This is a genomic window from Methanococcoides orientis (assembly GCF_021184045.1).
GTDB classification, from domain to species: Archaea; Halobacteriota; Methanosarcinia; order Methanosarcinales; family Methanosarcinaceae; genus Methanococcoides; species Methanococcoides orientis.
Window position 1 is genome coordinate 1,550,996 of the sequence record NZ_CP073710.1, and the last position, 24,666, is coordinate 1,575,661.

At 41.1% G+C, this 24,666-nt stretch carries 27 protein-coding genes; 21 read left to right on the forward strand and 6 right to left on the reverse strand.

Annotation, left to right across the window (positions count from 1 at the left end; genetic code table 11):
• Positions 1 to 4 precede the first annotated feature (4 nt).
• The 15 genes from J7W08_RS07415 to J7W08_RS07485 all read left to right on the forward strand — a co-directional run bounded on the left by J7W08_RS07415 (position 5) and on the right by J7W08_RS07485 (position 14,765).
• Positions 5 to 244 carry a V/A-type ATP synthase subunit gene (locus tag J7W08_RS07415; protein WP_048195194.1) on the forward strand — a complete coding sequence of 80 codons (240 nt, stop codon included), beginning with the start codon at positions 5 to 7 and terminating at the stop codon, positions 242 to 244.
• A gap of 52 nt (positions 245 to 296) precedes the next feature.
• Positions 297 to 848, forward strand: coding sequence for a V-type ATP synthase subunit E (locus J7W08_RS07420; protein ID WP_233083897.1), 552 nt, complete (start codon positions 297 to 299; stop codon positions 846 to 848).
• A gap of 7 nt (positions 849 to 855) precedes the next feature.
• Positions 856 to 1,929, forward strand: coding sequence for a V-type ATP synthase subunit C (locus J7W08_RS07425; RefSeq protein WP_233083898.1), 1,074 nt, complete (start codon positions 856 to 858; stop codon positions 1,927 to 1,929).
• Positions 1,929 to 2,228 (forward strand): V-type ATP synthase subunit F, encoded by a 300-nt coding sequence (locus J7W08_RS07430; protein WP_233083899.1) that lies wholly within the window; start codon positions 1,929 to 1,931, stop codon positions 2,226 to 2,228. The genes J7W08_RS07425 and J7W08_RS07430 overlap by 1 nt, the downstream gene beginning before the upstream one ends.
• Positions 2,219 to 3,955, forward strand: coding sequence for an ATP synthase subunit A (locus tag J7W08_RS07435; RefSeq protein WP_233083900.1), 1,737 nt, complete (start codon positions 2,219 to 2,221; stop codon positions 3,953 to 3,955). The genes J7W08_RS07430 and J7W08_RS07435 overlap by 10 nt, the downstream gene beginning before the upstream one ends.
• A 2-nt stretch (positions 3,956 to 3,957) precedes the next feature.
• Positions 3,958 to 5,343 carry an ATP synthase subunit B gene (locus J7W08_RS07440; protein ID WP_048195203.1) on the forward strand — a complete coding sequence of 462 codons (1,386 nt, stop codon included), beginning with the start codon at positions 3,958 to 3,960 and terminating at the stop codon, positions 5,341 to 5,343.
• Between the two features lie 21 nt (positions 5,344 to 5,364).
• On the forward strand, positions 5,365 to 5,982 hold the full coding sequence (locus J7W08_RS07445) for a V-type ATP synthase subunit D (protein WP_233083901.1): 618 nt from the start codon (positions 5,365 to 5,367) through the stop codon (positions 5,980 to 5,982).
• Between the two features lie 387 nt (positions 5,983 to 6,369).
• On the forward strand, positions 6,370 to 8,469 hold the full coding sequence (locus tag J7W08_RS07450) for a FlaD/FlaE family flagellar protein (protein ID WP_233083902.1): 2,100 nt from the start codon (positions 6,370 to 6,372) through the stop codon (positions 8,467 to 8,469).
• Positions 8,470 to 8,513: 44 nt separating this feature from the next.
• A complete protein-coding gene (locus tag J7W08_RS07455; RefSeq protein ID WP_233083903.1) occupies positions 8,514 to 9,023 on the forward strand; it encodes a DUF7287 family protein in 510 nt (169 codons plus the stop codon).
• A 1-nt stretch (position 9,024) separates the two neighbouring features.
• Complete coding sequence (locus J7W08_RS07460; RefSeq protein WP_233083904.1) at positions 9,025 to 9,660, forward strand: DUF7288 family protein; 636 nt, start codon at positions 9,025 to 9,027, stop codon at positions 9,658 to 9,660.
• Between the two features lie 20 nt (positions 9,661 to 9,680).
• Positions 9,681 to 10,511 (forward strand): DUF7261 family protein, encoded by an 831-nt coding sequence (locus J7W08_RS07465; RefSeq protein ID WP_233083905.1) that lies wholly within the window; start codon positions 9,681 to 9,683, stop codon positions 10,509 to 10,511.
• A 9-nt stretch (positions 10,512 to 10,520) separates the two neighbouring features.
• The gene (locus J7W08_RS07470; RefSeq protein ID WP_233083906.1) at positions 10,521 to 10,988 is read left to right on the forward strand and encodes a DUF7266 family protein; all 468 of its coding nucleotides are present in this window, start codon (positions 10,521 to 10,523) and stop codon (positions 10,986 to 10,988) included.
• A 23-nt stretch (positions 10,989 to 11,011) separates the two neighbouring features.
• Positions 11,012 to 11,788: a DUF7289 family protein gene (locus tag J7W08_RS07475; protein WP_233083907.1), complete on the forward strand. Its 777-nt coding sequence runs from the start codon at positions 11,012 to 11,014 to the stop codon at positions 11,786 to 11,788.
• Between the two features lie 14 nt (positions 11,789 to 11,802).
• On the forward strand, positions 11,803 to 13,227 hold the full coding sequence (locus J7W08_RS07480) for a DUF7289 family protein (protein ID WP_233083908.1): 1,425 nt from the start codon (positions 11,803 to 11,805) through the stop codon (positions 13,225 to 13,227).
• Between the two features lie 137 nt (positions 13,228 to 13,364).
• Entirely contained in the window at positions 13,365 to 14,765 is a 1,401-nt protein-coding gene (locus J7W08_RS07485; RefSeq protein ID WP_233085741.1) for a DUF7289 family protein, read from the forward strand.
• Between the two features lie 70 nt (positions 14,766 to 14,835).
• Here J7W08_RS07485 and J7W08_RS07490 read toward each other — a convergent pair whose 3' ends face one another.
• The 4 genes from J7W08_RS07490 to J7W08_RS07505 form a co-directional block, all read right to left on the reverse strand.
• Positions 14,836 to 15,411 (reverse strand): YciC family protein, encoded by a 576-nt coding sequence (locus J7W08_RS07490; protein ID WP_233083909.1) that lies wholly within the window; start codon positions 15,409 to 15,411, stop codon positions 14,836 to 14,838.
• 101 nt (positions 15,412 to 15,512) lie between these two features.
• The gene (locus J7W08_RS07495; protein ID WP_233083910.1) at positions 15,513 to 16,598 is read right to left on the reverse strand and encodes a mechanosensitive ion channel family protein; all 1,086 of its coding nucleotides are present in this window, start codon (positions 16,596 to 16,598) and stop codon (positions 15,513 to 15,515) included.
• Between the two features lie 29 nt (positions 16,599 to 16,627).
• The gene (locus J7W08_RS07500) at positions 16,628 to 19,636 is read right to left on the reverse strand and encodes a response regulator (protein ID WP_259370103.1); all 3,009 of its coding nucleotides are present in this window, start codon (positions 19,634 to 19,636) and stop codon (positions 16,628 to 16,630) included.
• Between the two features lie 301 nt (positions 19,637 to 19,937).
• Positions 19,938 to 20,291 (reverse strand): hypothetical protein, encoded by a 354-nt coding sequence (locus J7W08_RS07505; protein WP_233083912.1) that lies wholly within the window; start codon positions 20,289 to 20,291, stop codon positions 19,938 to 19,940.
• Between the two features lie 248 nt (positions 20,292 to 20,539).
• Here J7W08_RS07505 and J7W08_RS07510 point away from each other — a divergent pair, with 248 nt between their 5' ends.
• The 3 genes from J7W08_RS07510 to pspAB all read left to right on the forward strand — a co-directional run bounded on the left by J7W08_RS07510 (position 20,540) and on the right by pspAB (position 22,763).
• Entirely contained in the window at positions 20,540 to 21,022 is a 483-nt protein-coding gene (locus J7W08_RS07510; protein WP_233083913.1) for a hypothetical protein, read from the forward strand.
• A 284-nt stretch (positions 21,023 to 21,306) separates the two neighbouring features.
• Positions 21,307 to 22,191 (forward strand): zinc metalloprotease HtpX, encoded by an 885-nt coding sequence (gene htpX, locus J7W08_RS07515; protein ID WP_375141044.1) that lies wholly within the window; start codon positions 21,307 to 21,309, stop codon positions 22,189 to 22,191.
• On the forward strand, positions 22,191 to 22,763 hold the full coding sequence (pspAB, locus tag J7W08_RS07520; RefSeq protein WP_233083914.1) for a PspA-associated protein PspAB: 573 nt from the start codon (positions 22,191 to 22,193) through the stop codon (positions 22,761 to 22,763). The genes htpX and pspAB overlap by 1 nt, the downstream gene beginning before the upstream one ends.
• Positions 22,764 to 22,781: 18 nt before the next feature.
• On the opposite strand, the gene pspAA is transcribed toward pspAB, so the two are convergent.
• Complete coding sequence (pspAA, locus tag J7W08_RS07525) at positions 22,782 to 23,060, reverse strand: PspA-associated protein PspAA (RefSeq protein WP_233083915.1); 279 nt, start codon at positions 23,058 to 23,060, stop codon at positions 22,782 to 22,784.
• Complete coding sequence (locus tag J7W08_RS07530) at positions 23,057 to 23,755, reverse strand: PspA/IM30 family protein (RefSeq protein ID WP_233083916.1); 699 nt, start codon at positions 23,753 to 23,755, stop codon at positions 23,057 to 23,059. The genes pspAA and J7W08_RS07530 overlap by 4 nt, the downstream gene beginning before the upstream one ends.
• Positions 23,756 to 23,909: 154 nt before the next feature.
• On the opposite strand from J7W08_RS07530, the gene J7W08_RS07535 reads away from it, so the two are divergent.
• The 3 genes from J7W08_RS07535 to J7W08_RS07545 are packed head-to-tail and all read left to right on the forward strand — an operon-like array spanning position 23,910 to position 24,664.
• Positions 23,910 to 24,059 carry a hypothetical protein gene (locus J7W08_RS07535; protein ID WP_233083917.1) on the forward strand — a complete coding sequence of 50 codons (150 nt, stop codon included), beginning with the start codon at positions 23,910 to 23,912 and terminating at the stop codon, positions 24,057 to 24,059.
• Positions 24,060 to 24,082: 23 nt separating this feature from the next.
• The gene (locus J7W08_RS07540; RefSeq protein WP_233083918.1) at positions 24,083 to 24,265 is read left to right on the forward strand and encodes a hypothetical protein; all 183 of its coding nucleotides are present in this window, start codon (positions 24,083 to 24,085) and stop codon (positions 24,263 to 24,265) included.
• Positions 24,266 to 24,664 (forward strand): ASCH domain-containing protein, encoded by a 399-nt coding sequence (locus tag J7W08_RS07545; RefSeq protein ID WP_233083919.1) that lies wholly within the window; start codon positions 24,266 to 24,268, stop codon positions 24,662 to 24,664.
• The last annotated feature ends 2 nt before the right edge of the window (positions 24,665 to 24,666 follow it).

A 24,666-nucleotide genomic window follows, 5' to 3' on the forward strand; every position in this document is an offset into this window, starting at 1 on the left:
ATAAATGGTAGACCCAGTAGCAACAACAACAATGATGGACCCAGCAGGATTAAAAGCAATCGGAGCAGGACTCGCAGTAGGACTCACAGGTATTGCATCCGGTCTTGCAGAGAGAGACATCGGATCAGCAGCAATCGGTGCAATGGCAGAGAACGAGAGCCTTTTCGGTAAGGGATTGATCCTTACTGTAATTCCAGAGACAATCGTCATTTTCGGTCTTGTCGTCGCACTGCTTATCAGCTAAGTTAATTTAAGAGCAAATATATTGCTCTTAAATTCTTTGAAGGTGTCAGAGCATGGGACTCGAAACAGTTATTAAAGATATCATGGATGCCGCACAGGCAGAAGTTACCATGATCAATGCAGATGCTGATTCAGAAGTATCACAGATACTTGATGAAGCAAGGCAGACTGCAAAGAATATCATGGGCGACCGCTTGGCAAAAGCAGAAGATGATATCAAAAGATTACGTCAGCAAGAGACATCCAGTGCAAACCTTGAAGTCAAGCGTGCAATGCTTAATGCCCGCAAAGAAGTCCTTGATAAAGTATACAGCGATGCAGTAGAGTCAATTGTAGCTCTCCCTGCTGAAAAACAGGAAGAGTTGTTGAAAGCCATCATTGGAGAAAATGAAGGTAACGGCAGCAAAATATATTCTAACAAAGACTCTGAGGAACTTGTCCGAAAACTCTCTTCATTGGAATATGCCGGCAATGTCGATTGTATTGGTGGCGTAGTCATTGAGAACGATGATGGGACAGTTCGTCTGGATTATACATATGACATAATCTTGAAGAATGTTAATGAGCAATCATTGAAACAAACATCTGATATTTTGTTCGGGTGATATCCAAATGCGGCTTTTGCAAAAATTTAAAAAGAAAAGTAGTCCGAATCATAGCGGAAGTGCCTCCAATTATGCTTATGCGACTGCACGTGTTCGGGCGATGAAGAGCAATCTTCTTCCAAAGGAGACCTATCCCCGACTTATGAACATGGGCATTGATGAGATCACACGTTTCATCGAAGAGTCACAATATAAGCAGGATGTCGACGAACTGGCAAGAGTATATGACGGCGTAGATCTGTTCGAGCATGCATTGAACAGAAACCTGGGCGTCACTTTTAGAAAGATTATCAACATTTCAGAAGGCGAGTTGAACTATCTTATCTCAGAATATTTAAGGAAATATGATATATGGAGCATCAAAACGATCCTACGTGGAAAGTATTGTAATGCGTCATTAGAAGAGATCAATGATAGTCTCGTATCAGCCGGACAACTGTCTTATACATTTTTGTCAAGCCTTGCAGAAAAAGAATCCTATGAAAGCGTCATTGATGCTCTCAGTGGAACCGATTATTACCCGATATTAAAAGGATATGATGGGACAAACCTCTCTGCTATTGAAAATCAGCTTGACAAAGAGTACTATAACGGACTGTTCAATGCGATCGGCAATCCAGGTTCCAATGACCGTAAGCTGTTCTCAAAGTTCATCCGCACAGAGATCGACATAAAGAATCTCAGTACACTCTTTAGATTAAAGAAAGCAGATGTCAGCGAAGACGAAATTGCAGACCTCATTCTTGATGGTGGTCTTCATTTGAGTATGAGAGAGATCGAAAAGCTATTGCCTCTTCCTTTCAGTGAATTAATCAATTCACTTGAAAAATATCCATATTGGGAAGATATCTCTGGCATAGTGAGCCCGGAAATGGATTCACTGGTAGATCTGGAAACTCAACTTACAAGATACAGCATCAAATCCGCTGCAAGCTTTTCACATGTGTATCCACTATCCATTGTTCCGATCATGGACTATGTCCTGAACAAGAAGAATGAAGTGAACAACCTACGCATCATACTGCGTGGAAAAGCAGCGAATCTTGATGAGGAAATAATCAGGAACCAGTTGGTGATCTAATGGAATTAGCAGTAGTAGGTAGCAGCGAGTTTGTTACAGGATTCAGGCTGGCTGGTGTCAAAAAAATATACGAAGCCAAAGATGATGAGCTGGAATCCATGGTCACAAAGGTTCTCGAAGATTCCGAGGTTGGAATTTTTGTCATGCATGGCGATGATGTTAATAAGCTACCGGAAATTTTGAGAGACACTCTAAGTGAGTCTGTTGAGCCAACAGTCGTTACTCTCGGAGGAACTGGTGAAAGCTCAAACTTAAGGGAAAAAATAAAACAATCGGTAGGTGTAGATCTGTGGAAGTAAATGGTGAAATTTATCGTGTGGCAGGACCGGTCGTCACAGTTACAGGAATTAAACCGAAAATGTACGATGTGGTCAAGATAGGCCACGAAGGACTGATGGGTGAAGTCATCAAGATCCAGGGCGAAAAAGCTACTGTTCAGGTATATGAGGATACATCCGGTATCAAACCGGGAGAACCTGTAGTGAACACTGGTTTGCCTTTAGCCGTGGAACTTGGACCCGGATTATTAGAAAGTATTTATGATGGTATTCAGAGACCTCTCCCTGTGTTGCAGGAAAAGATGGGCAACTTCATTGAGAGAGGAGTAACTGCAAACGGACTTGACCGTGAAAGGACATGGGAATTCAAGCCAACAGTAAGCAAAGGTGATGTTGTAGAGGGTGGAAGTGTTATTGGTGTTGTTCAGGAAACTGAAAACATCGAGCACAAGATCATGCTCCCACCAACAGTATCCGGTACAGTAGAAGAGATCAAGAGCGGAAGCTTCAAGGTCGACGAAACTGTATGTGTACTTGCTGATGGAACCGAGCTTCCAATGATGCAGAAGTGGCCTGTACGAGGTCCACGTCCTGTAGCTAAGAAACTCATGCCAAGCAAGCCTTTGATCACAGGTCAGAGGATCCTTGACGGAATGTTCCCTGTTGCAAAAGGCGGTACCGCTGCAATCCCAGGTCCATTCGGATCAGGAAAGACAGTTACACAGCAGCAGCTCGCAAAATGGAGTGACACAGATATTGTGGTCTACATTGGTTGCGGAGAGCGCGGCAACGAGATGGCTGATGTATTGAACGAGTTCCCTGAACTCGAAGATCCAAAGACTGGCCGCCCACTTATGGAAAGGACAGTTCTTATCGCAAATACATCCAACATGCCAGTAGCTGCTCGTGAAGCATCTGTTTACACTGGAATCACAATTGCAGAATATTACAGAGACATGGGATACGATGTATCACTCATGGCGGACTCAAGCTCAAGATGGGCAGAAGCAATGAGAGAGATCTCATCCAGACTTGAAGAGATGCCTGGTGAAGAAGGTTATCCAGCATATCTTTCAGCAAGGCTCTCAGAGTTCTATGAGCGTGCTGGTTCCGTGAACTCACTTGCAGGACTTGATGGTTCAATTACAGTTATTGGTGCAGTATCACCACCTGGTGGTGATTTCTCCGAGCCTGTCACACAGAACACACTTCGTATCGTTAAAGTGTTCTGGGCTCTTGACGCAAAGCTCTCACAGAAAAGACACTTCCCATCCATTAACTGGCTGACAAGTTACAGCCTGTACACCCAGGGTCTTGCAGACTGGTTCTCCGAGAACGTCGCACCTGACTGGACCGAACTCAGAGACAATGCAATGGATCTCTTACAGCAGGAATCCGAGTTGCAGGAGATCGTACAGCTCGTCGGTTCAGATGCACTTCCGGAAGACCAGCAGTTGACACTTGAGATCGCACGTATGGTAAGGGAATACTTCCTACAGCAGAATGCGTTCCACCCTGTCGACACATACTGTCCATTTGACAAGCAGTACAAGCTTCTCAAATCCATCACAAAGTATGGAGAGATGGCAACCGCTGCGCTTGAAGCAGGAGTTCCAATGAACAAGATAATCACTATCGAGTCCAAGGATGAACTGGCAAAAGTTAAGTTCGAAGAGGACTTTGAGGGTGCACTGGACACAGTCATGACAAAGATGGACAAAGAATTTGCTCAGCTCGGAGGCAACTGAACATGACCAAAGAATACAAAACGATCGTAGAGGTTTCCGGACCTCTGATTTTCCTTGAGAAGACAGAACCTGTAGGGTATGGTGAACTTGTTCAGATCAACCTGCCGGATGGAACCACCAAGAGAGGGCAGGTTCTTGATACATCTGCAGATATGGTAGTCGTCCAGGTTTTCGAAGGTACAGGCGGACTCAACGAAGAATCCGGTGTAATCTTTAGTGGTGAGACCATCAAGCTGCCAGTATCAAAGGACATGCTCGGAAGGATTCTTTCCGGAGCAGGAGAACCACTCGATGGTGGACCACGTATCGTTCCTGACGAGAAAGTGGACATCAACGGTGCATCAATGAACCCGTTTTCCAGGATGCCACCAGAGGACTTTATCCAGACAGGTATCTCCACAATCGATGGTACTAACACACTTGTGAGAGGACAGAAACTTCCGATCTTCTCCGGATCAGGTCTTCCACACAACGAGATCGCACTTCAGATCGCAAGGCAGGCAAAAGTTCCAGGAAGCGATGAAAGTTTCGCAGTAGTTTTCGGTGCAATGGGTATCACCAGTGAAGAAGCACAGTACTTCATGAAGGACTTCGAGAACACAGGTGCTCTTGAAAGAGCTGTTGTTTTCCTTAACCTTGCAGATGACCCTGCTGTCGAGCGTATCATCACTCCAAGGATGGCACTTACAGCTGCAGAATACCTTGCATACGAGCATGACATGCACGTACTCGTTATCCTGACAGATATCACAAACTATTGTGAAGCACTGCGTCAGATGGGTGCAGCAAGAGAAGAAGTTCCAGGAAGACGTGGTTACCCAGGTTACATGTACACTGATCTTGCATCACTGTATGAAAGAGCAGGTGTTATCAAGGGCTTAAAGGGATCTGTTACCCAGTTCTCCATCCTTACAATGCCTGGTGACGATATCACCCACCCGATCCCTGACCTTTCCGGTTACATTACCGAAGGACAGATCGTGGTTTCCCGTGAACTTCACATGAAGAATATCTACCCACCGATCAATGTATTGCCATCACTCTCCCGTCTTATGAACTCCGGTATCGGAGAGGGAAAGACAAGAGACGATCACAAGGCAGTATCTGACCAGATGTATGCAGCATACGCAGAAGGTCGTGACCTTCGTGGATTGGTTGCTATCGTCGGTAAAGAAGCATTGTCCGAAAGAGACAGGAAGATCCTTGAGTTCGCAGATCTGTTCGAAGACAGATTTGTTCGCCAGAGCAGGGATGAGGACCGTTCCATCGATGACACATTGAGAGTCGCATGGGAGATCCTTTCTGAGCTGCCTGAAGCACAACTCTCCAGGATCGATAACAAGTACATTGAAAAGTACCACCCTGCTCACCAGAAGACCAGCGAGTGATACTGTAGCGAGGGATCTATAATGGGCGCAAAAGACGTTAAACCAACTCGATCAGAACTCATTGAGCTGAAGAAGAAGATCAAGCTCTCAGAAGGTGGCCACAAGCTGCTGAAAATGAAGAGAGATGGACTTATCCTTGAGTTCTTTGATATCTTAAGCAAGGCAAAGGATGTACGCTCAGAGTTGGATGCTGCCTATGAAAAGGCCAATGAGAAGATCGGTATCGCAGAATCTGTGGAAGGCAGGATAACTGTCAAATCCACAGCATTTGCAATGAAAGATGCACCACAGATCGAGCTCGAAAGCCACAACATCATGGGCGTAGTAGTGCCAAAGATCGAATCCTCAAGTGTGCGTAAACCCATAAACAAGCGTGGATACGGAATTCTCGGAACAAGCTCTTACATTGATGAAGCCGTCGATTCATATGAAGTCCTGGTTGAAAAGATCATTCTGGCAGCAGAGATCGAAACAACCATGAAGAAACTACTTGATGATATCGAGAAGACAAAGAGGCGTGTCAATGCACTTGAGTTCAAGGTCATACCTGACCTGCAGGAATCAATGAGTTTCATAAGACTCCGTCTTGAAGAGATGGAAAGAGAAAACACGTTCCGCTTGAAGAGGATCAAAGCATAAGGCTTTCTCATGCAGAACAAAGCCTCTGATCGGCCAAACCTGGCCGACAGACTTTTTTTTATTTTAACACAGCCCGAGAATCTGGCTCGCATATTGAGATGGGCATGGATAGTTTCACTTGGGATGCTTGTTCTTGGATATATTTTGATATATTTTAACCTTAAGTCTTACATAAACCTGTGAGTAGTGAAGTTTAAGTTAATGCAAATAACATAGACACATCACTATCATTATAATCAGTAAGCCTTAAATAAAAATCAAACATATAATAACCAGAGCTATGCAAATGTAACAAAATCGTTGTATCTTCTAAGGACCATAAAGAGCTTATTTACAAGCTCAAAGAATCCGGAGAGCAACTACATTAAACTCAAAAGTTGGTCTGTAATGAGTGAACTAGCGTGGGGAAATAAAAAGGAAAAGGAAGATACATCTCCCTTTGATACCGAAGACACTGGTTTTCTGTTAAATAAAGCCGTTATCCCGATAGCCGATCCTAAAAGTAATGATCATGCTACTATTACGGATAGTAATATCCATATCAATCCAGTAGACCTCCAAGGTTCCAGACCAGAAATATTAACCATCGATGGAATAGAGAATCGAAACCTGGAATCTGTTGATACTGACACATCTTTTCTTTTAAAATTTGAAAAGGACCCAGCTGATCTGGAAAAAATGAACAGTGCTCAAAAGAATATCAATGAAGGTCTTCTTAATGGAATCATTGCTACAGCCAATGAAGAAATTGTTCCTGAGAAGATCACCAGCTCAAAGAAAAGATCTTTACCATTGTTTGAACCAGACCTTCCAACAGAAGATACCATCAACAGCTCATTTTTACCTTATGAGAATCAAGCATCTCTTAATAAAGATTCAAATAACCAGCGTCATGACCTTGAAGGAAAAACCTTCGAAAACATACCGGAAAATACAATATCCAATCCCTTCGAGCAGTCTGAAACCACAAAAAGGCCTCACCTAAATAAAGAAAGAGACCAGGGATCAGAAACACCAAAATTCCCGCCAGCGACACCTAACATTGTACCCGATCTGGAAAATGAAATGCCAGAGGCAAACAATAAAGTTAGCAAAAATGGGAATGGGATCATGAGATTGATCACAAAAACATTCAAACGATTTACTCACAAGAAAAAACTTCTTGACAGGATGGAAGAATGGCAACCTCCAATGGCAGAAGTTCAGACCCAGGAAGATATTCCTGAACCGGTAAAAAGAGATGTGGAAATCAATTCTGGCAAAAAGGAAACAATACCTCATGAAAATATAGATTCTCCAACATTAGAGGAGATCAGAAAGGTAATTCCCATTGATCCGAAAAATATTCAGAATTCCCCTGAATGGGAAGTTCCTTCCACTCAATTTGAAAACTTCCCATTAGAAGTGACAGCTGAAATGGGACAAACAGAACATACAACCACTCCAGTTGGCCCGGATAATGATCTAAATATTGGAAACTCTTCCAAAGAGATCCAAAAAATAAAAGATGAACTTATCCTTTCAAAGCAGAGTAATGAAGACCTTACCAAGGATATAAAGAACATCTCTGGCACGATAAATGCACTGGAAGGATCTATCAATTCCTTGAAAAAGGATGAAGATAAGTTCAATTCCATTATCAATATGAGAGTCGAGGAATCCGCAGAAAAGATAGAGTTCCTGGAAAAACGTCTCAATGGATTTGAAATTACACTGGAAAGCATTCAAACCGATAATGTTGAGCTTAAGACCGGACTTAACACCATTGAGCAGAACATTATGGAACTAACAGGTTCTTACAGCATTATGCTAAATCAGATGCAGAAATTAACAGAGTTCGGCAATTCAAGATCTGCAGAGATATTTGAAACAAATAAGCGCATCGATGAACTGGATCAGACACTTGTTTCAATGAACAACGTACAGGTCGAATCCCAAAGAAGCATGCTTGAAATCCATTCGGTCACTTCTGACCTGATAAAGAGTGTGGAAAACACACATGACGCAAATAAGGAACTCAGGTCTGACAGCGAGGAACAAACTCAATTGATTAAGGATGAAATTTTGTCACTAACCGATTTTGTTGAGAAGGAGTTTAAGAACCTTGGGGCAAGAAGCTATCGTGCAAATGGTGAAAATGTCCAGCTGAACAATATAATCAAAAATTCTACTAATATGAAGCTCTGTATGGAATGGCTTGAATTCCTTATGGAACTTGTCGGACAAAATCACCTCGCAGACATCCTTTCCTACTATGAGGAACTTGGCTGGATCAGCGAAGATGTTCGCCTTGAACTTATGCGATACGCAGAAGGTATCGACTATTACATCGAGAAATCCGACTGGAAGCTCGCACCCGACGACCATGTTAAATCCATCTGGTTCATCGAACAGCTTGCAGGACTCAAAGTCGATAAGAATCGATTGTCAATCGTCGAGAAAAATATCAAAAAAGTTAAGAATGGTACAGAGATATATGGTATATAAGATCCATTTATCCAAAGACATCCCACAAAGGAACGATGAAGAATATGACAAGACCTAATTTGTTCAAAAGAAAACTTCGAGGAAATGACGAAGGCCAGGTAACAATCGATTACCTTATAGGAATTACCATATTCATTGTTGCATTATTTTTCATATTCCAGTATTCAGCAGGACTTTTCACACCATTCCAGTCCAATTCTGACGAGGTAACACTTGTTGCTGACCGTGTTGCTACGTCGATTACTGAGATGGAAATGAGTGCAGGAGATATAAGGACACCGAATCTTATTGATAGTGACAAGACAGATGATTATTTTGATACTAAGCTATCAACTAGTGGCTATTATACTGAAATTGATAAACTGGGGTTGAGGGGAGAATACCATCGATATGATCTAAATGTAACACTCGAGAACAGCACACAGATGCTCAAGATGGCAGGTGAACCACTTCCACTATCCAACAATATTGGACAAACAAAGCGTGTTGTACTCATTGAAGATACTATCACCGGCAAAACTGAAACAGCAATACTATCAGTAAGGGTGTGGTAAGATGAGAAGTCTAAACATAGTTACAATTACAGACGAAGAGGGTGCACAGATGCACACTCTTGAAGCCATAATGGCTGCAACCATAATGGTAGTCATAATTCTATTCGCAGTCCAGGCAACTTCCCTTACTCCGCTTACCTCATCAACGGCAAATGCCCACATTGAATCCCAGATGTACATCATAGGCCAGGATATGCTGACTTCACTTGACCATTCATCGAATGGACAAAACTCTGACCTGAAAGATGAGATTATTAACTGGAATGGGGAAATGTATGTCTGGAACGGTACAAATTATCAATCCGATGATAATAAAAATAATTCACTTGATGGACCTGTAGTCGATTTGCTGAAACTTATTTTAGTCGACTATGGAATCGCCCACAACATCGAGTTCACATATAGCAGTATTTCAGAATCAGGAAACTATACCAAATACAACGAAAAACTTGAAAATTACTACATATATAATGGAGATCCATCTGACAATGCAGTAATTGTTTCAAGAAAAGTATTGCTTTCTGAATCAGATGTTGGAAGCTCGTACAAAACCGCTACCGGCATACCAGATGTTGATGGTAGTACAACTGCATTATACAATATTATAGATGTGAAACTCACATTATGGCGTATGTAAAATAGATGAGAGATGTTATTATGAGAAAGTTTGACGATTCCGCTCAATTACTGTTACTTGCTGCATTCGCCATAGGATTCACTTTAGTCATAACGACCATAATGTTGAACAATGTCATCTATGCAAGCAATATGGCATCGGAATCTACCAGCGACATCAGCAATTATGAGATCTCTAACATTGCTCAGATGACAGATGAAGCTACAAGGGCTGCTTACAACGACAGTAAAAGTTATAGTGATGAAACTGCCAGAGATGCCAATATTACAGCATATATAGACAGCTATGCAAATGAAATATCAACCATATATGCATTCCGTGGTCTTTCCCTATCCTTCGATGACAGTAACCTTACTGAAGCATACTTTACAGAAAATGGACTTTATTCAGGGAACTCAGATTGGGACGTCGTTAAAAATGTAAATCGTACAGATATATTCACGATCGAGTTAACAAATACATCAAAACTTGTGGATGAGTCAAATGCATATGAAGTATACCTCATAAACCAATCCAACGGAACAGTATGGTCCATGAAAGTCTACAACGATAGTACGCATATAAACATAAGTGTTAATAATCAGATTGTTGATTCAAAAACACCAACTACATACATGATGCTTAATATCACAGGCGTATCATCTTTTAATTTTAATAAATCTACAACAAAAGACCCCTATATGATAAAATTTGTAAACTCAAGCAATGCCATGGGATATTACTCAATCTCTGGCGGACTTGCCGATGGAAGTTCTTTTGTTGAAGAGAGATACAAAGTCACAAATACAACAATCAGTGTTGCATCCAGCAATAACAAGATCAACGTATCAATACCTTTTACAATACCATGAGGATCGAACATGAAACAAATATTCCATGAAAACGAAGCCGTAGCTACCTCTGTTGGATTCATACTTACATTTTCAATAACAGTTATCACTTTTTTGCTTGTTATGAATGCATCCTATGGTATGATGAACCAGGCAGAGCATACAGTTATGAGGGAAGAATTCGAGATCCATGGAAGTAACATTGCACTCCAACTTACAGAGATGGAAACCATCGTAAACATTAGCAACAATGCAGGTGGAGAAGTTGGAGAAATCAAATATGAAATGTTGTTACCTTTGAAAGTAGCAAATGACTATTATTCTGTTAATTTTTCAACTGGCGAAATGACATTTGAGTCCCATGGTCGTGACGAAACAAGGGTTAAAATACCTTATGAAGCGAGAAATGTTCATGTAATGCCCACTACCATAAGCAGTGCAAGTGAGAAGCATTTTATGACCTATAATAGCAGTTCGAAAATGATAGAGATATACTGATCAACTCAAAGGTTCTGATATATATGAGAAGAAAAAATATAATCAACTCGGAAAATGCAGTATCAGAAGTAGTTGATGTAGTGCTCATACTTGGTATAATGCTTATTGCAATAACTGTGATAACAGTTGCAGGATTTCCTGCTCTTCAAAACATGCAGGAAAGTGGACATAAAGAGAATATCAGACAAAGTTTCATAGTTCTTGGAGAGAATGTAAATAAGGTCGTCTTTGACAATGCTCCATCCCAGTCCATAGAATTGAAAATGTACGGAGGAGGAATATGGGTCACTGGAAATTCTTCAATTAATGTTGAATTGGAAACATGGAATGCTACGAACTCCACACCTGAAATTCAAACAAGATATACGCAACTTAGAGAATTGCAGAATCAATATGAAGATACAACAATCTCTTATGAGAACACAGGAGTTTGGGCAAAGTATGGGACTGGTGAAGCTGTGATTGTTCGGGAACCTCAGTTTATCAATTCAGATGAACTCCTCGTAATTCCTTTTACTCTTGTTACAGGTGTTGATGGTATTGCAGGAGAAGGCCTAGTAAGAGTAATTGCAGAAAAGGATTCAGTCCCTCAGGTCTATAAATACCAAAATGTATCAGCAGTTAATATAACAATACAAAGTCCATATTATACCGCTTGGGAAGACTATCTGAACGAAACTCTGGGAATGCAAATCGTGGACATGGATCATATGAATTCAACAGTTAATGCATCCAGAAGTTATGCAAAGAATACCGACGTATACATACTTCAATCATCAATCGAAATGACAATTGAATAAGGTGGATATAGCAGATGGAACGTGGAAAAAACATACTCAATGAATGTAATGCCGTTTCATCTGTTGTTGGATCATTATTAATTTTTTCAATGACAATCATTTGCATCACTGCAATGTTTCTCTACAGTGTCCCTATGATTGCTGAAATGCAAGATGAAGCCGAAGCGCAGAAAGTAGAACAGGCATTCACAATACTGGATTCACGTATAAGTAAAGTAGCACTTGGAGAATCTCCCCTACAAACAACATCTATCACAATGGAAGGAGGTACTTTAAACGTAAACGCCCCGGCGGAATCTGAAAAAGGAAGAATGACTATTCAGATCATCAACCAAACGGATAATACAAAGGAAGACTTCAATTGTTCACTCGGAACCATAGAATATGTCACAGATGATCGAAAAATAGCATACGAAGGTGGCGGCGTGTGGTCCAACTATGGTTCAAGAGGAGGAACGGTTATGATATCACCACCGGAGTTCCATTACAACGGAGTAACTCTAACTTTGCCAATAATGACCATTAATGGAAAATCTTCATCCAGCGGAGATGGTGACTTCGATATTGCAGTTACTTCCGACAACAAGCCACAAATATTATATCCAAATGTATCAGCATCTGTCCAGAGAAAGAATCCAGTTATACATGACAAGGTCATTGTATACATTGAAAGTGAATACTACGATGCCTGGGCCGATTATGCAAACACATTAATCTACACGACTGCAACAGTTGATGATACGAACGAAACAGCCATCATTGAATTCTATACTACCCCGCCAATGGGAACATTTAGCCTTACTAATAATATAAAATTTGGTCAGGTCAATAAATCAAACTCACAACCGATCCACGACTTTAAGTTCCATTTTGAAGCCGCGAAGTCCCAGGGATTGAATCCAAAAAAGTATGAAATTAAAGCTATTTTCGATACAAAGACATTAATTTATAGTTTACAAAAAAAGAGCGGTGCTGATCAGCTTGAACTTTATGTAACCTATATGGATACATCTGTAGGTCCAGACTATATCGAACATTGGGAGGGAATTGAAACATTTTCAGTAGAAGGAGCACAAGCAGATGAGATCTCGAATGTGGATCTGCTTAATGAATCTTTCATGATGAAATATAGTCCACCCAATCTGGATGGTGCAGACACCGATTTCTCATGGGGACCATCCAATACTACAAGTGAATTACCGAACGTTGAAATCAATACAACATCAGGATATGATCAATATTCACTGGAAAATGTAACTCAACATTACATTAAACTAATGACAAATGAAGAACAAATCGAATTCAATCTGGATGGCGGTTCGCAGGATCCAATGGATTATGGAAGCTCAAAGATAACTCTAAATTATGATTCAATTGGAAATCTTATTACTTATCTACATGTAACTCAAAACGAGCTGGATGTACAAATTGTAAATTGAGATCTATAATACCAATACGCGGTCTTATAATATTAAAAATCCAATTGACATGCACAAAAAGATAAGTATGCTAAACTCAATAAATAATATCATAAAACGTTTTATCATAATGAATATATAATTCGGATTTGGTGGATATGGGGACTCGAAATAAAACATTAGACTCATGTAAAGCGGTTTCATCAGTTGTTGGATTGTTGCTGATGTACTCACTTGCAATAATTGCTATTGGAATTATATTGGTTTATAATGTCCCTGTGCTTAATGATATGCAGGAAAATGCAAAAGCACAAAAAGTTGAACAGGCTTTTACGGTTCTTGACTCTCGAATAAGTAAAGCAGCACTGGGAGAATCACCATACCAAACAACGGCTATATCCCTTATGGGTGGAAGTGTAAGTGTAAATAGTCCTGGTGAAAATGAAAAGGGACTCATGACAATACAAATCATAAATTATACTACCAATAATTCAGAAGAATTTAACTGCTCATTGGGTACTATAGAATATATAAAAGATGATCGAACAGTAGCCTATGAAGGTGGAGGAGTATGGTCTGATTATGGATCAAACGGTGGAATTGTTATGGTATCACCACCAGAATTTCATTATAATACTGTAACATTAACTTTGCCATTAACAACCATCAATGGAAATTCAACGGTCGCTGGCAATGGTAATATCGATATTGCTGTTACTTCCGATAACAAACCATACGTACTGTTCCCTAATGAATCTACCAACCGATCAAATCCTGTTACAGACTATGATGAGATTCTGATCTATATAAAAAGTGACTACTACAAAGGCTGGGCAAGCTACATTAATTCAATGCCTAACACAGTCACAGTACTTGATGACGAAAATAAAACAGTGATAACTCAATTCACTACAGAACCACCAATGGGAACATATCCCCTCAAAAGGAAGTTGAAAGTTGGTCGAATTGATCCAGAACCAGCAGAACCAGTGTATGATTTCTATTATTACTTGGATGGTGATGGCAGTCAAGGATTACAGTCAATGAAATCGAACTTGATTGCAACATCTGGAACAAGAACACTCACATATAATTTCCAAAAGAAGAATGGACATTATCCAATAAAAATCACTTCTGTGACCTATGAAGATACCAACTCAGGGATTGATTATATGGAAGAATGGGAAGGGATAGGTGAATACACCATAAATGGGAAAAATGATGGTGAGAATGCAACTGTGGATTTGCTAAATGAATCATTCATGATGAGATATATTAGTGATTATCAAGACTTTTCTTGGGGACCATCCGGACCCATCAAAGAACTACCTGATGTTGAAATATATAATAACGATGAAAACTATTCGATTAATGATATTACACAACATTACATGAAATTAATAACAGAAGAAGGTCCAGTTTTCTTCTATTTAGATAATGGAAACCAAGACAATATAGACTATGACGCTTCTACAGTTACTATCAATTATAAGGGACTAGGTAACTTTATTACCTACCTACACATCACTCAAAATGAACTGGATGTAACCGTAGAATAACCAAATAAAAAATCAACTCGGGTCATATAGCACATAACCTATGACCCAAAATTACTATTTTTAAAATCCTTCACTCAACGTCCGAGACTTCCGTATACTCAGCAGTATAGCTCTCTCCTGCACCGATCTGTGCTTCGAGGGCTGCCACCAATGCAAGGAAGTAGAATGGTGTTGTCAGTAAAGAACCAACATAGACCATGCCGCCTATTGCGCTGATCACCCACAGGATGATAGCCAGAACAAGAGTGTCGACAAAGTTGTTCTTTGATATCTCGATACTTTCTTTTATGGAATCCATTACGCCGTATCCCCTTATAATAAGGAGAGGAAGTGCATAGATCATAAGGATTGAAAGCACGATTCCCGGAAGTACCAGGAACATAAATCCTATTCCCACTATAATGGCGAATATGATAAAGAACACCCAGCTCTTTATGAAATTGTTGAAACCTTCGAAAAGGTCATTGATCTCAACCTTTTCACCACCCATTCCTTTTACGGCCATGTAAGCAAGACCATAGAAGAGCGGTGCAATGGTTACAATGAATATGGAACCTATAAATGCTATCAATGTAGCTACTACATAAGCTGCAATGTTCTCTTTGAAAACATCCCATGCTCGCCTAAATATTTCTTCATAATCCATAAGATCACCTCTAAAATAAAATAGATTTATAGGCATAAATACTTTTGTACCGGACTATATATGGAAAGGCTTGCGGATAATTCAAGCTTGCGCTTCCACATTCATTGTTGGTTAAGTATTGTATACGTAGGGAAGGGTATGTCAATTCCCTCCTTCCTGAACTCGGAATCTATCAGCGTGTTAACTTCATTTATGACACTGAACTTTTCTGAAGGATACCTTACCCACAGGATCAATGCAAAATCAAGGCTGAAATCCCCATGGTTGTCAAATCTTACTGAAGGCTCAGGGTAATCCAGAACAAGATCAATGCTCTTTGCGATGTTCAGAAGGACCCTTTTTACCTTTGCAACATCGGAACCATACGCAACACCGATGGTTATTTTCACCATCATTTTAGGCTGGGGTGATGTATAATTTATGACCTTGTTGTTTGCTATTATGCTGTTCGGGATAATGATCATATTGTTGTAGAAATCAAGGATCCGGGTGCTTCTTATACCAACTTCTTCCACAATCCCGATCTGGCCATCGGCGATCTCGATGCGGTCACCGTTCTTGAAAGGCTTGTCATAATAGATAGAAAGACCACCGAAGAACTGTGAGATAGCATCCTTGGCAGCAAATGCTATTGCAATACCCACGATACCTGCAGATGCGAACAAAGGAACAACGTTCACTCCCCAGACACCTTCGAGTATCAGACCGATACCGACCAGACCGATCACAATATCGGAGAGACCTTTCATGAGTGGGAGCATTTCGTCATCGATCTTTGTCTCTGTCTTCTTTACTAACGATGGAAGGACATTGTCAAACAGTATCTTGTTAAGGCTGATCAAGGTAAATATCCAGACCAGTGCCAGAATGGTCAGCAATATGTCATTGAAGATCCACAGATAACTTTTTGCACCACCAACTATGGAAAGTGCAAGGAATGCGCCCATGAGTATAACCGTGTAGTATATAGGCCTCTTTACAGCGTGTATTACAAGGTCATCGATCTCAAATCTCGTCTTAGAGGTAAAATGCAGAAGAACTTTCTTGAAAACGAGATCTACCAGATAAGCAAGTATCACAGATAATACCATTATAGAGGCTGCCAGGGCTAATTTGTATTCAATTGTACCAAAAAGCGACCCTAATATTTGCTGGGCATACATGGATACTGTTTCATTGAATGACATAGATATAGAATTGGTAAGTAAATATATATTTATTTGGACACGACATCGGAAATTACACGATGAATAGTATCAAGCAGATCCTTTTTGCTGAAAACTCCTTTTTTAATAATCGAATTTACTTTCCTGTCCATGAATACACGGTCCCTGGCTGTAATATCACTCCCGGTGCATGCTACGATAGGAATATTACTAGTTTCAGGGTTTGATCTTAATACGGAGATCACATCTAATCCGGAGACATGTGGCATCATGAGGTCAAGTAATACAATATCTGGCTGTTGTTCCGTGCATATATCAATTGCATCCGTCCCGGAATATGCACGCAATACGGTGAAGCCTTCCGGTTCCAGCATAGATGACAGAAGCTCAACAGCATAAGGCTCATCATCACTTATCAGGATCACCGGGTTCTTTCGTTCAAGTTTCTCTTTGTACCTGTCCATCAGTTTCAAAAGATAATCACGATCGAATGGTTTTGTCAGGTGACCCACTGCACCAAGTTCCAGAGCAGTTTCTTTCTGATCCATCATAGAGATCATTACTACAGGGATATCAGAGGTCGAAACGTCCTCTTTCAAATGGCGAAGTACACTCCACCCATCCATCTCCGGCAACACTACACCAAGAATAACAGCAAAAGGTTTCAATTTTCTGGCAATCGCCACAGCTTCTATACCATTTTCAGCAGAAACGACACGATAGCCACCATCAATAAAAGTTAACATCAAAAGCTCACGCGACCTTTCATCTTCCTCAATAACAAGTATCAGAGGATCGTTGTCCGTGCATTTGTCAGGAACTATGATCTCAGGAGCTACCTTTTTAGCTAGTGCATCAATAGCATCACTACCAATATGTCCGGAATTGTCCTGGACTGTTTGCTGAGCGACCTTCGGAATAGAGGGCTGAGTTATAGACTTACCTTTACAAGGCGATACTCCTGAAATCGGTATGTCAAAGAAGAAGGTGCTTCCCAAGTTGGGTTTGCTTTTGACCCAGACGTTTCCACCATGCATCTCCACAAAGTGCTTGACAATTGCAAGGCCAAGACCGGTACCACCGTAACCCCGACGGTGGGAAGCATCCGCCTGACTAAAGGGCTTGAAAAGGGACTGACGGTCCTCTTCAGAAATACCAATACCAGTATCTTTTACCTGAACCACTAAACGTTCTTCAACAAATCTTGCACTGACATCAACAGAACCGCCTGCAGGAGTAAACTTTATTGCATTGCTCACCAGATTTTGCAGGATCTGTTCGAACTTCTGCTTATCAGCGTTAATAACGATACCCCGTGGATCTAATTCAGAATGCAGATCAACATCTTTCTTCTCAGCCATTGGAGCAAGCAGAGAACAAACCACATCAAACGATTCCAAAACAAGGAAATGTTCGTAGTTCAATTCCACATTCCCGGATTCCACCCTTGAAATATCCAGAATATCATTGATAATGTCCAGTAGCTTCTTACCACTATCCGAGATATTATGCAGGTATTTCGCCTGTTTTTCATTAATGTCTCCCGATCCAAGCATAACATCGGAAAAGCCAATTATAGCATTCAAGGGAGTTCTGAGCTCATGCGTCATATTGGAAAGGAATTCACTTTTTGCAATAATAACAGTTTCAGCGTTAGCCTTTGCAGCTAAGAGATTTTCCTCTTTGTTCCTGCGTTCAATGACATCATTCGAAATGAGCAGAAACGCATTTTTGCCCCTGTATTCTATAAGACTGGCATTCATTTCCACAGGTAAGCTCATCCCATTTTTTTTCAGAAGGACCGTCTCAAAGATCGAATGTCCATTATCGAGCACTTCACCCATATGAACTTTAAATTCCTCTACACAGTCAGAGAGGATAACTGACCCTGAACTCAGAGAAAGAAGTTCTTCATACGTGTAACCTAAAAATTCAAGTCCGGCCTTATTGGCCTTAAGGAAAGTCCCATTAAGATCCTGGACATAAACACCATAACTAAATCTATCAAACAGTGCCCTGTACTCTGCTTCTGTTTCTGCTTCCTTCAATTCGGCCTCAGCAATTTTCTTATCAGTGATATCCAGGATAATACCATGATAGCGGTCAGTAATACCATCTTCCACAATTTCCAGCTGAGAATGTTCAGATATCCAATGGACATTTCCATTTCGATCCAGAATACGGTACTCTTTGGAGAAATCTCTTTTATTTTGTTTTAAGCATTCAAGAAGATCAGAATAATAGCCTTCAACATCATCCGGATGAATAATATCAGCATAAACGATCTCACCAGACATCAGGGTCGCTGCATCATACCCAAATTGGCTCACATTATCCGACACGAACTCAACCGGGAATCCTTTTTCAGCCTTCCACAGGAAGGCAATAGCAGGACTGCTGCGATAGATGCAACTGAGCTCTTCATCTTTTCTTGTTGGTTTAGGAGACACTTGTATTTCCGGCTCAATAGCCGGTGTTTCCTCCTCAAGTGAAAGGTTCTTTTCATCCACTTCTATGATGATGTTGCCATTCCTGTGCATCAGATCGATGACCTCAGAGCGGGAGAAAACATCGATCGGAAAAGTACACAACGATCTCATCCCAAGCTCCCTGACAGTATCTTTTACAATATCGGCGTAAGATGTAAGATATTCCAGTCCGGAACCTTCAACATCCTGCAGATCCACGTTAAAGCGAAGCCCATCGAAACCATCCAGTATAACCTGGTCCTGCATGAGTTTCCAGTGATCAAGCAGAAGAGAAGGCAATAATTTCAGGTCATTTCCGGGTAATTCCGGCATAGGAACGATCTCAAGCTGGGATGTGCGAAGATAAGGATCAATATAGATGCCCCTTTCTTTGAGCATATCTTTTGCCTTTGTAGCACTTTCCACATCAGGGGTCATCCATACACATAATTCGTTGCCATCGAGACCTGACATGATGTAATCCTGCAGAAATTCGGCCAGCTGTGCCTTATCCTTATATACAAAGCAAAAATGACAGCCATTAGAAATGACAGACGCGTCTTTGTCCGTTTTTCTTACTTGATCATCCATTGTTTCTTTCCAGGATCTCAGATATTGATGTTATAGCAGTAATAATTGAAATAATGTAGTTCAACTTCCAGAAGTGTAGAACTGCATCGAATAATGCAACTTTGTTACATCACAGAGAGATTGTTTTTGCTATTATATATATTATAACCCATAGAAAAGAGATAGATGCTACTTATTGTGATTTTGATGAAATGTCATTAAAGTATAAGATGCATTCAGAATAGATCACAGGAAATATTAGGAAAAATGAAATGAAAAAATACCACGGAAACTGATTAAAGAAAAGTAAATAAGTGGAAGATTATTGTCCACCTATAATATTATCCAATACTGCATCAATATTATACAGCTTTTCTTTTACGATCTGATACAATTCCACAAAATTATCTCCACTCTTATCGGACCTGTAATCCTTTGAGCTGTATGAGATATATGGCCCAGGATCATTTGGCATGTACTTGATAGCATCAATGACATTTTTTACTTCATTGTGCTTTACATAGTAAATAAGATAATAGTCACCTAATTCCTTTTGTATTGACCACACATACTTTTGGTTATACATAAAGAACAAAGACTCTTGCAATGCTTTTACATCAGTGATCAATTCCTCAGAATTAACCATGGCATCTACAGCTTTCAGTATTTTACTCATTTCGCACACCACGCACAAAAACAAAATATTTAACCAACAAACTTGTGCCTACTAATTGAATAAGTATTCTTTGGTCTACTTTAAGCTTTAATTAAAGAAATCATTACAACTGAGAAATAAATTAAAGGATTTGTTTGAAATAGAAGATCTCGAAGCATTATAGCTATCATCCAATGAATTTTCCCCGTAGGATTATATATAATATAAAAAAAGATATTCACGAAATCAGCTATTTTGGAGAGATCCGGTTGGAAAAAATCAATCAAAAAGAAATTTTAGTCCTGCAGCTTCAAAGAATGTACTGGATTGAAACTGAAATGGAGCAGCTTGCAGCATGGGAAGCAAGGATCGAACTTGAAGGACAACATCTGGAAGCACTGGAAACCCTGTCCCATGATTCAGACAAGCACGCATTGATCCTTGAAAAATGGCTCAAAATGGCAAATACTGAACTCCCAGGAAGTGCACCCAGAGGAATTCCCCACAGGATTTTTGACTTTAACCGGACAAATGTTTACGAGATGTTCAGTGAGATAAGAAAATATGAAGTGCTCGCAAGGGACACGTATCACGCCATAACTAAGGCGGAAACTAATGTTCTGGAAGATGTTTTCCCTGATGAAGAGAACAGGACAGAATTCATAAAAGATATGAAGCACCTTGTCGCAGAAGAAGAAAGACACAAAAAGATATGCGATGATAAGATCGGCGGATTTACCAGAGTGCTCTGAATTATATATCGTTTTGCTGAGAAATATTGTTGGGTCCCTCAAGACCCGCAAATCTTTTTTACAATTTTACTGACAGGATCTCACGACATGCTTTGTGAAGATCAAACCAGAAGTTACCGTACTTGGGTATCCTTAAGGTTGTACTCCCCGGCACCTTTTACTATCATAGTGATCAAATACATTGCACATATTTATAATGTGTAAGTCCAGTATAGGTTTACGTTAAGATACATTTATGAATACGATGTCGAATATATTTTATGTGAAGATAAGGGGTTATCAATTTGAAATGGAAACATGACAGGGGACTTGAGGGCAGGATGCTGTTGACACTATTCCTTCTGGCAGCAGTGTACCTATTATTTCTGGCGTTCCTGTTCTATTCGGGTGCTCCCCAGATGTTTATGCTGTTGTTTATAGGCGTATTCATGGGAGCACAATATTACTACTCGGACCGTCTGGTACTCTGGACAATGCATGCAACCATCGTTTCTGAATATGAGGAGCCTGAACTTCACCAAACCATCACCAGGTTATGTGCCATCGCGGACCTGCCAATACCCAGGATCGCAGTGGTGAACACATCGATCCCGAATGCCTTTGCAACTGGCAGGGGTCCAAAGAATGCAGTGGTTGCTGTGACCACGGGTTTGATGGACCAGTTAAATCAGGGAGAGCTGGAAGCTGTGCTTGCACATGAGCTGAGCCATGTGAAGAACAGAGATATGGCGATACTGACCATAGCCAGCTTCATATCGACCCTTGCGTTCTACATCGTCAGGTACAGTTTCTACTTCGGCGGTATGGGAGGCATGGGCGGCAGACGAAAGGAATCCGGTGGCATTATTGCGATCTGGATCGTTTCATTGCTTGTATGGGTCATAAGTTTCCTGCTGATACGCGCTCTTTCAAGATACAGGGAATTTGCGGCGGACAGGGGTTCAGCGGTCATCACAGGCCAGCCCTCCAACCTGGCATCGGCACTTACGAAGATTAGCGGCATCATGCCCCGCATCCCCCAGGATGACCTGAGATCAGTGGAGGGCATGAATGCGTTTTTCATAATCCCTGCGGTCTCAGGTTCTTTCATGAACCTGCTCTCGACCCACCCATCCACAGAGAAAAGACTCGCAGCACTTGAAAAATTACAACAGGAGCTTGAGTTCTGATGGGACTTAAAGGCATGTTCGATTCCCTGCTCGGAAGGAGCAAGTTGCCGCCATCAAATACGGAACGGCTGTTCGCGATCTCAACTGCAGTGGTCACCATGGAGGTGAACCTGAACCTGCACTCGTCCGGTCAGGCAGGCATCTGTTTTAAGTCCATGTCCCTTTCCCAGTATGAGAATACCAGAAAGGAAATAGAGGAACTGTTAAGTTACAGCACACAGGAAACAGGGACAAATTTTCGCATCGAGAAGGATAAGTACAACTTCCTCTGGGCGATCCTGGACGATAACGACTTCGAGGACCTTGTCACGAACATACATATGATCAGCCAGACCCTGATCGAGCAGGGTTTCTCAGAGCAGATCCTGTGCGCAGTGTACCGTTTTGAAAGCGAAGGGCCGGTCTACTGGATCTATAATTTCAAGCAGGGCAGCTACTATCCTTTCGTACCCCGGAGTAAGCAGGAAAGGGATAATTCCATGGAGCTCAGGCTCAAGGCCCTTATTGAGAACGAACTTCCGGTCGAAAAAAATGTGGAGAAATGGTATCCTCTCTGGGGAATGCCATTCTAAAAAGTAAAGATGAAGATTTCAGTCTTCGAGAAGACCGCTACCGGTAAAGATCTCCTTTGCTTCCTGTAAGCTCAGGTCTTCAGGCGGGACGATGATGTTGGATTCCACAATGCTTGCATCATCAAGCTGTTTTCCGTTCGATTTGATCACGTTGATGAGCCTTGAAAGCTCAGTCCTGTAATCTGCTTCGTTTTCCTTGGCTACAAGGTCCACTATCCTGTTATCAATGATGTTGAGCTCGTCGAACAGACTTCCAGGGACCTCAAACTGCCCTTCACCCATTATCCTGATTATCATTTACCTTCCTCCATCCTGAGTTTTGCCAGCTCCGTCTCTACATTCGATTCCGCACTGATCTTTGCAAGTTCCCTGTCAATATCATCGCCACTGCTTGTGACATCATCAAGAGTGCCTGTCTCGATGAGCTCATCAAGGGCAGAGGCCCTTGCCTTCATGTCCTGTGTCTTGTTCTCAGCTCTCTCAACGGCAAGACCAACATCCGCCATCTCCTCACTGATCCCTGATACGGATTCATTGATCTTCACCTGGGATTCAGCAGCCGTATACTGTGCCTTGATGGTCTCCTTCTTCGTCCTGAATATCTCCACCTTGGTAGATAGACGCTTCTCAGCAGCCACCAGTTTGTCCTGCTCCTTTTCAAGGTCAGCTATCTGCTGGTCAAGCCCCTGCACCTGAAGTTCCAGTGCACCCTTGCGCTCAAGTGCAAGCCTTGCAAGGTCTTCCCTGTCACTCTTAATGGCATCCCTTGCCTGCCCGGAAAGCTTGTCAATGCTCTGCATCAACTTTGAGCGCTGTAACTGCAATCTCTTCTTGGACGTCGCTACCTCAGCCACCCCTCTTTTCACACCCTGTAACATTTCCAGTTGTTTCTCATAGGAATAGTCAAGTGTCTCTCTGGGGTCCTCCATGCGATTGACGATCTTGTTCATCTTCGCTTTGAGGACGGTTTCCATTCTGTTAAATAGACTCATTTACTCCCTCCCGTTATTATGTGCATGTTAGTCATTGGGACTAACTATCATATGTTATTTAGGCGATTTACTATTTCTAATTTTAGTTCCAGTGGGGGGTTGGGGTGATTGGTGAGAAGGTGGTTGAGGTTTTTTATGGAGGAAGAAGAAGGGATTGAAGACTTTAGAGTTTGAGAAGGTAGTCGTTGAAGTTGTTCAAGAAGTTGATAGACTAAACAAGGAATTCAAGGAACTTGAAGTTAACAAGCGTGCTTCTGTTCTGTCTACTCATAACACTATGAGGTATAGTTGGGTTGTTGGTTGAGCGATAGCTATGGAAGTGAAACCATGAATGATCTAGCACCATTTGAAACAGAATTTGTACGGACTGTGGAATATCTGCCTATAAAAAGTGATCTACTCATAGTCATTTGTGGATCTATGCTTTTGATAGGAATGGCTCTAGGTTATGGAATTTGTGTTGCCAGACTCAAAAGAGGGTTGCCTGTTTTTAAATTTGGAGTGGATTAAATGAAAGTATTAGCAATTCGTCAACCTTGGGCATCCCTAATTGCAGAAGGATATAAAACGATTGAAGTTCGCACTCAAAATACTAGAATTCGAGAAGAGATTCTGATTTATGCTAGTCGGACCAATCCAAAGGAATGTGATTTAGAAACTGCAAAGAAGTACATCTCTTGTGTTTCTTTACCAAAAGGAGTACTTTTAGCAACCGCCAGATTAGCTGATTCAATTATCCTAAAAGACGAAGATTTTCAGAACTATTTTGAAAAACACAAACTTTCAAATCAAACTAACAAGTTTGGCCATTATGGATGGATCCTTGAAGATGTAAAGAAAATAGAACCACTCCCTTTTAAAATGCCTCGAGGAGCAGTTATTTGGTCGAAAATCGAGACGGGGAATTGATA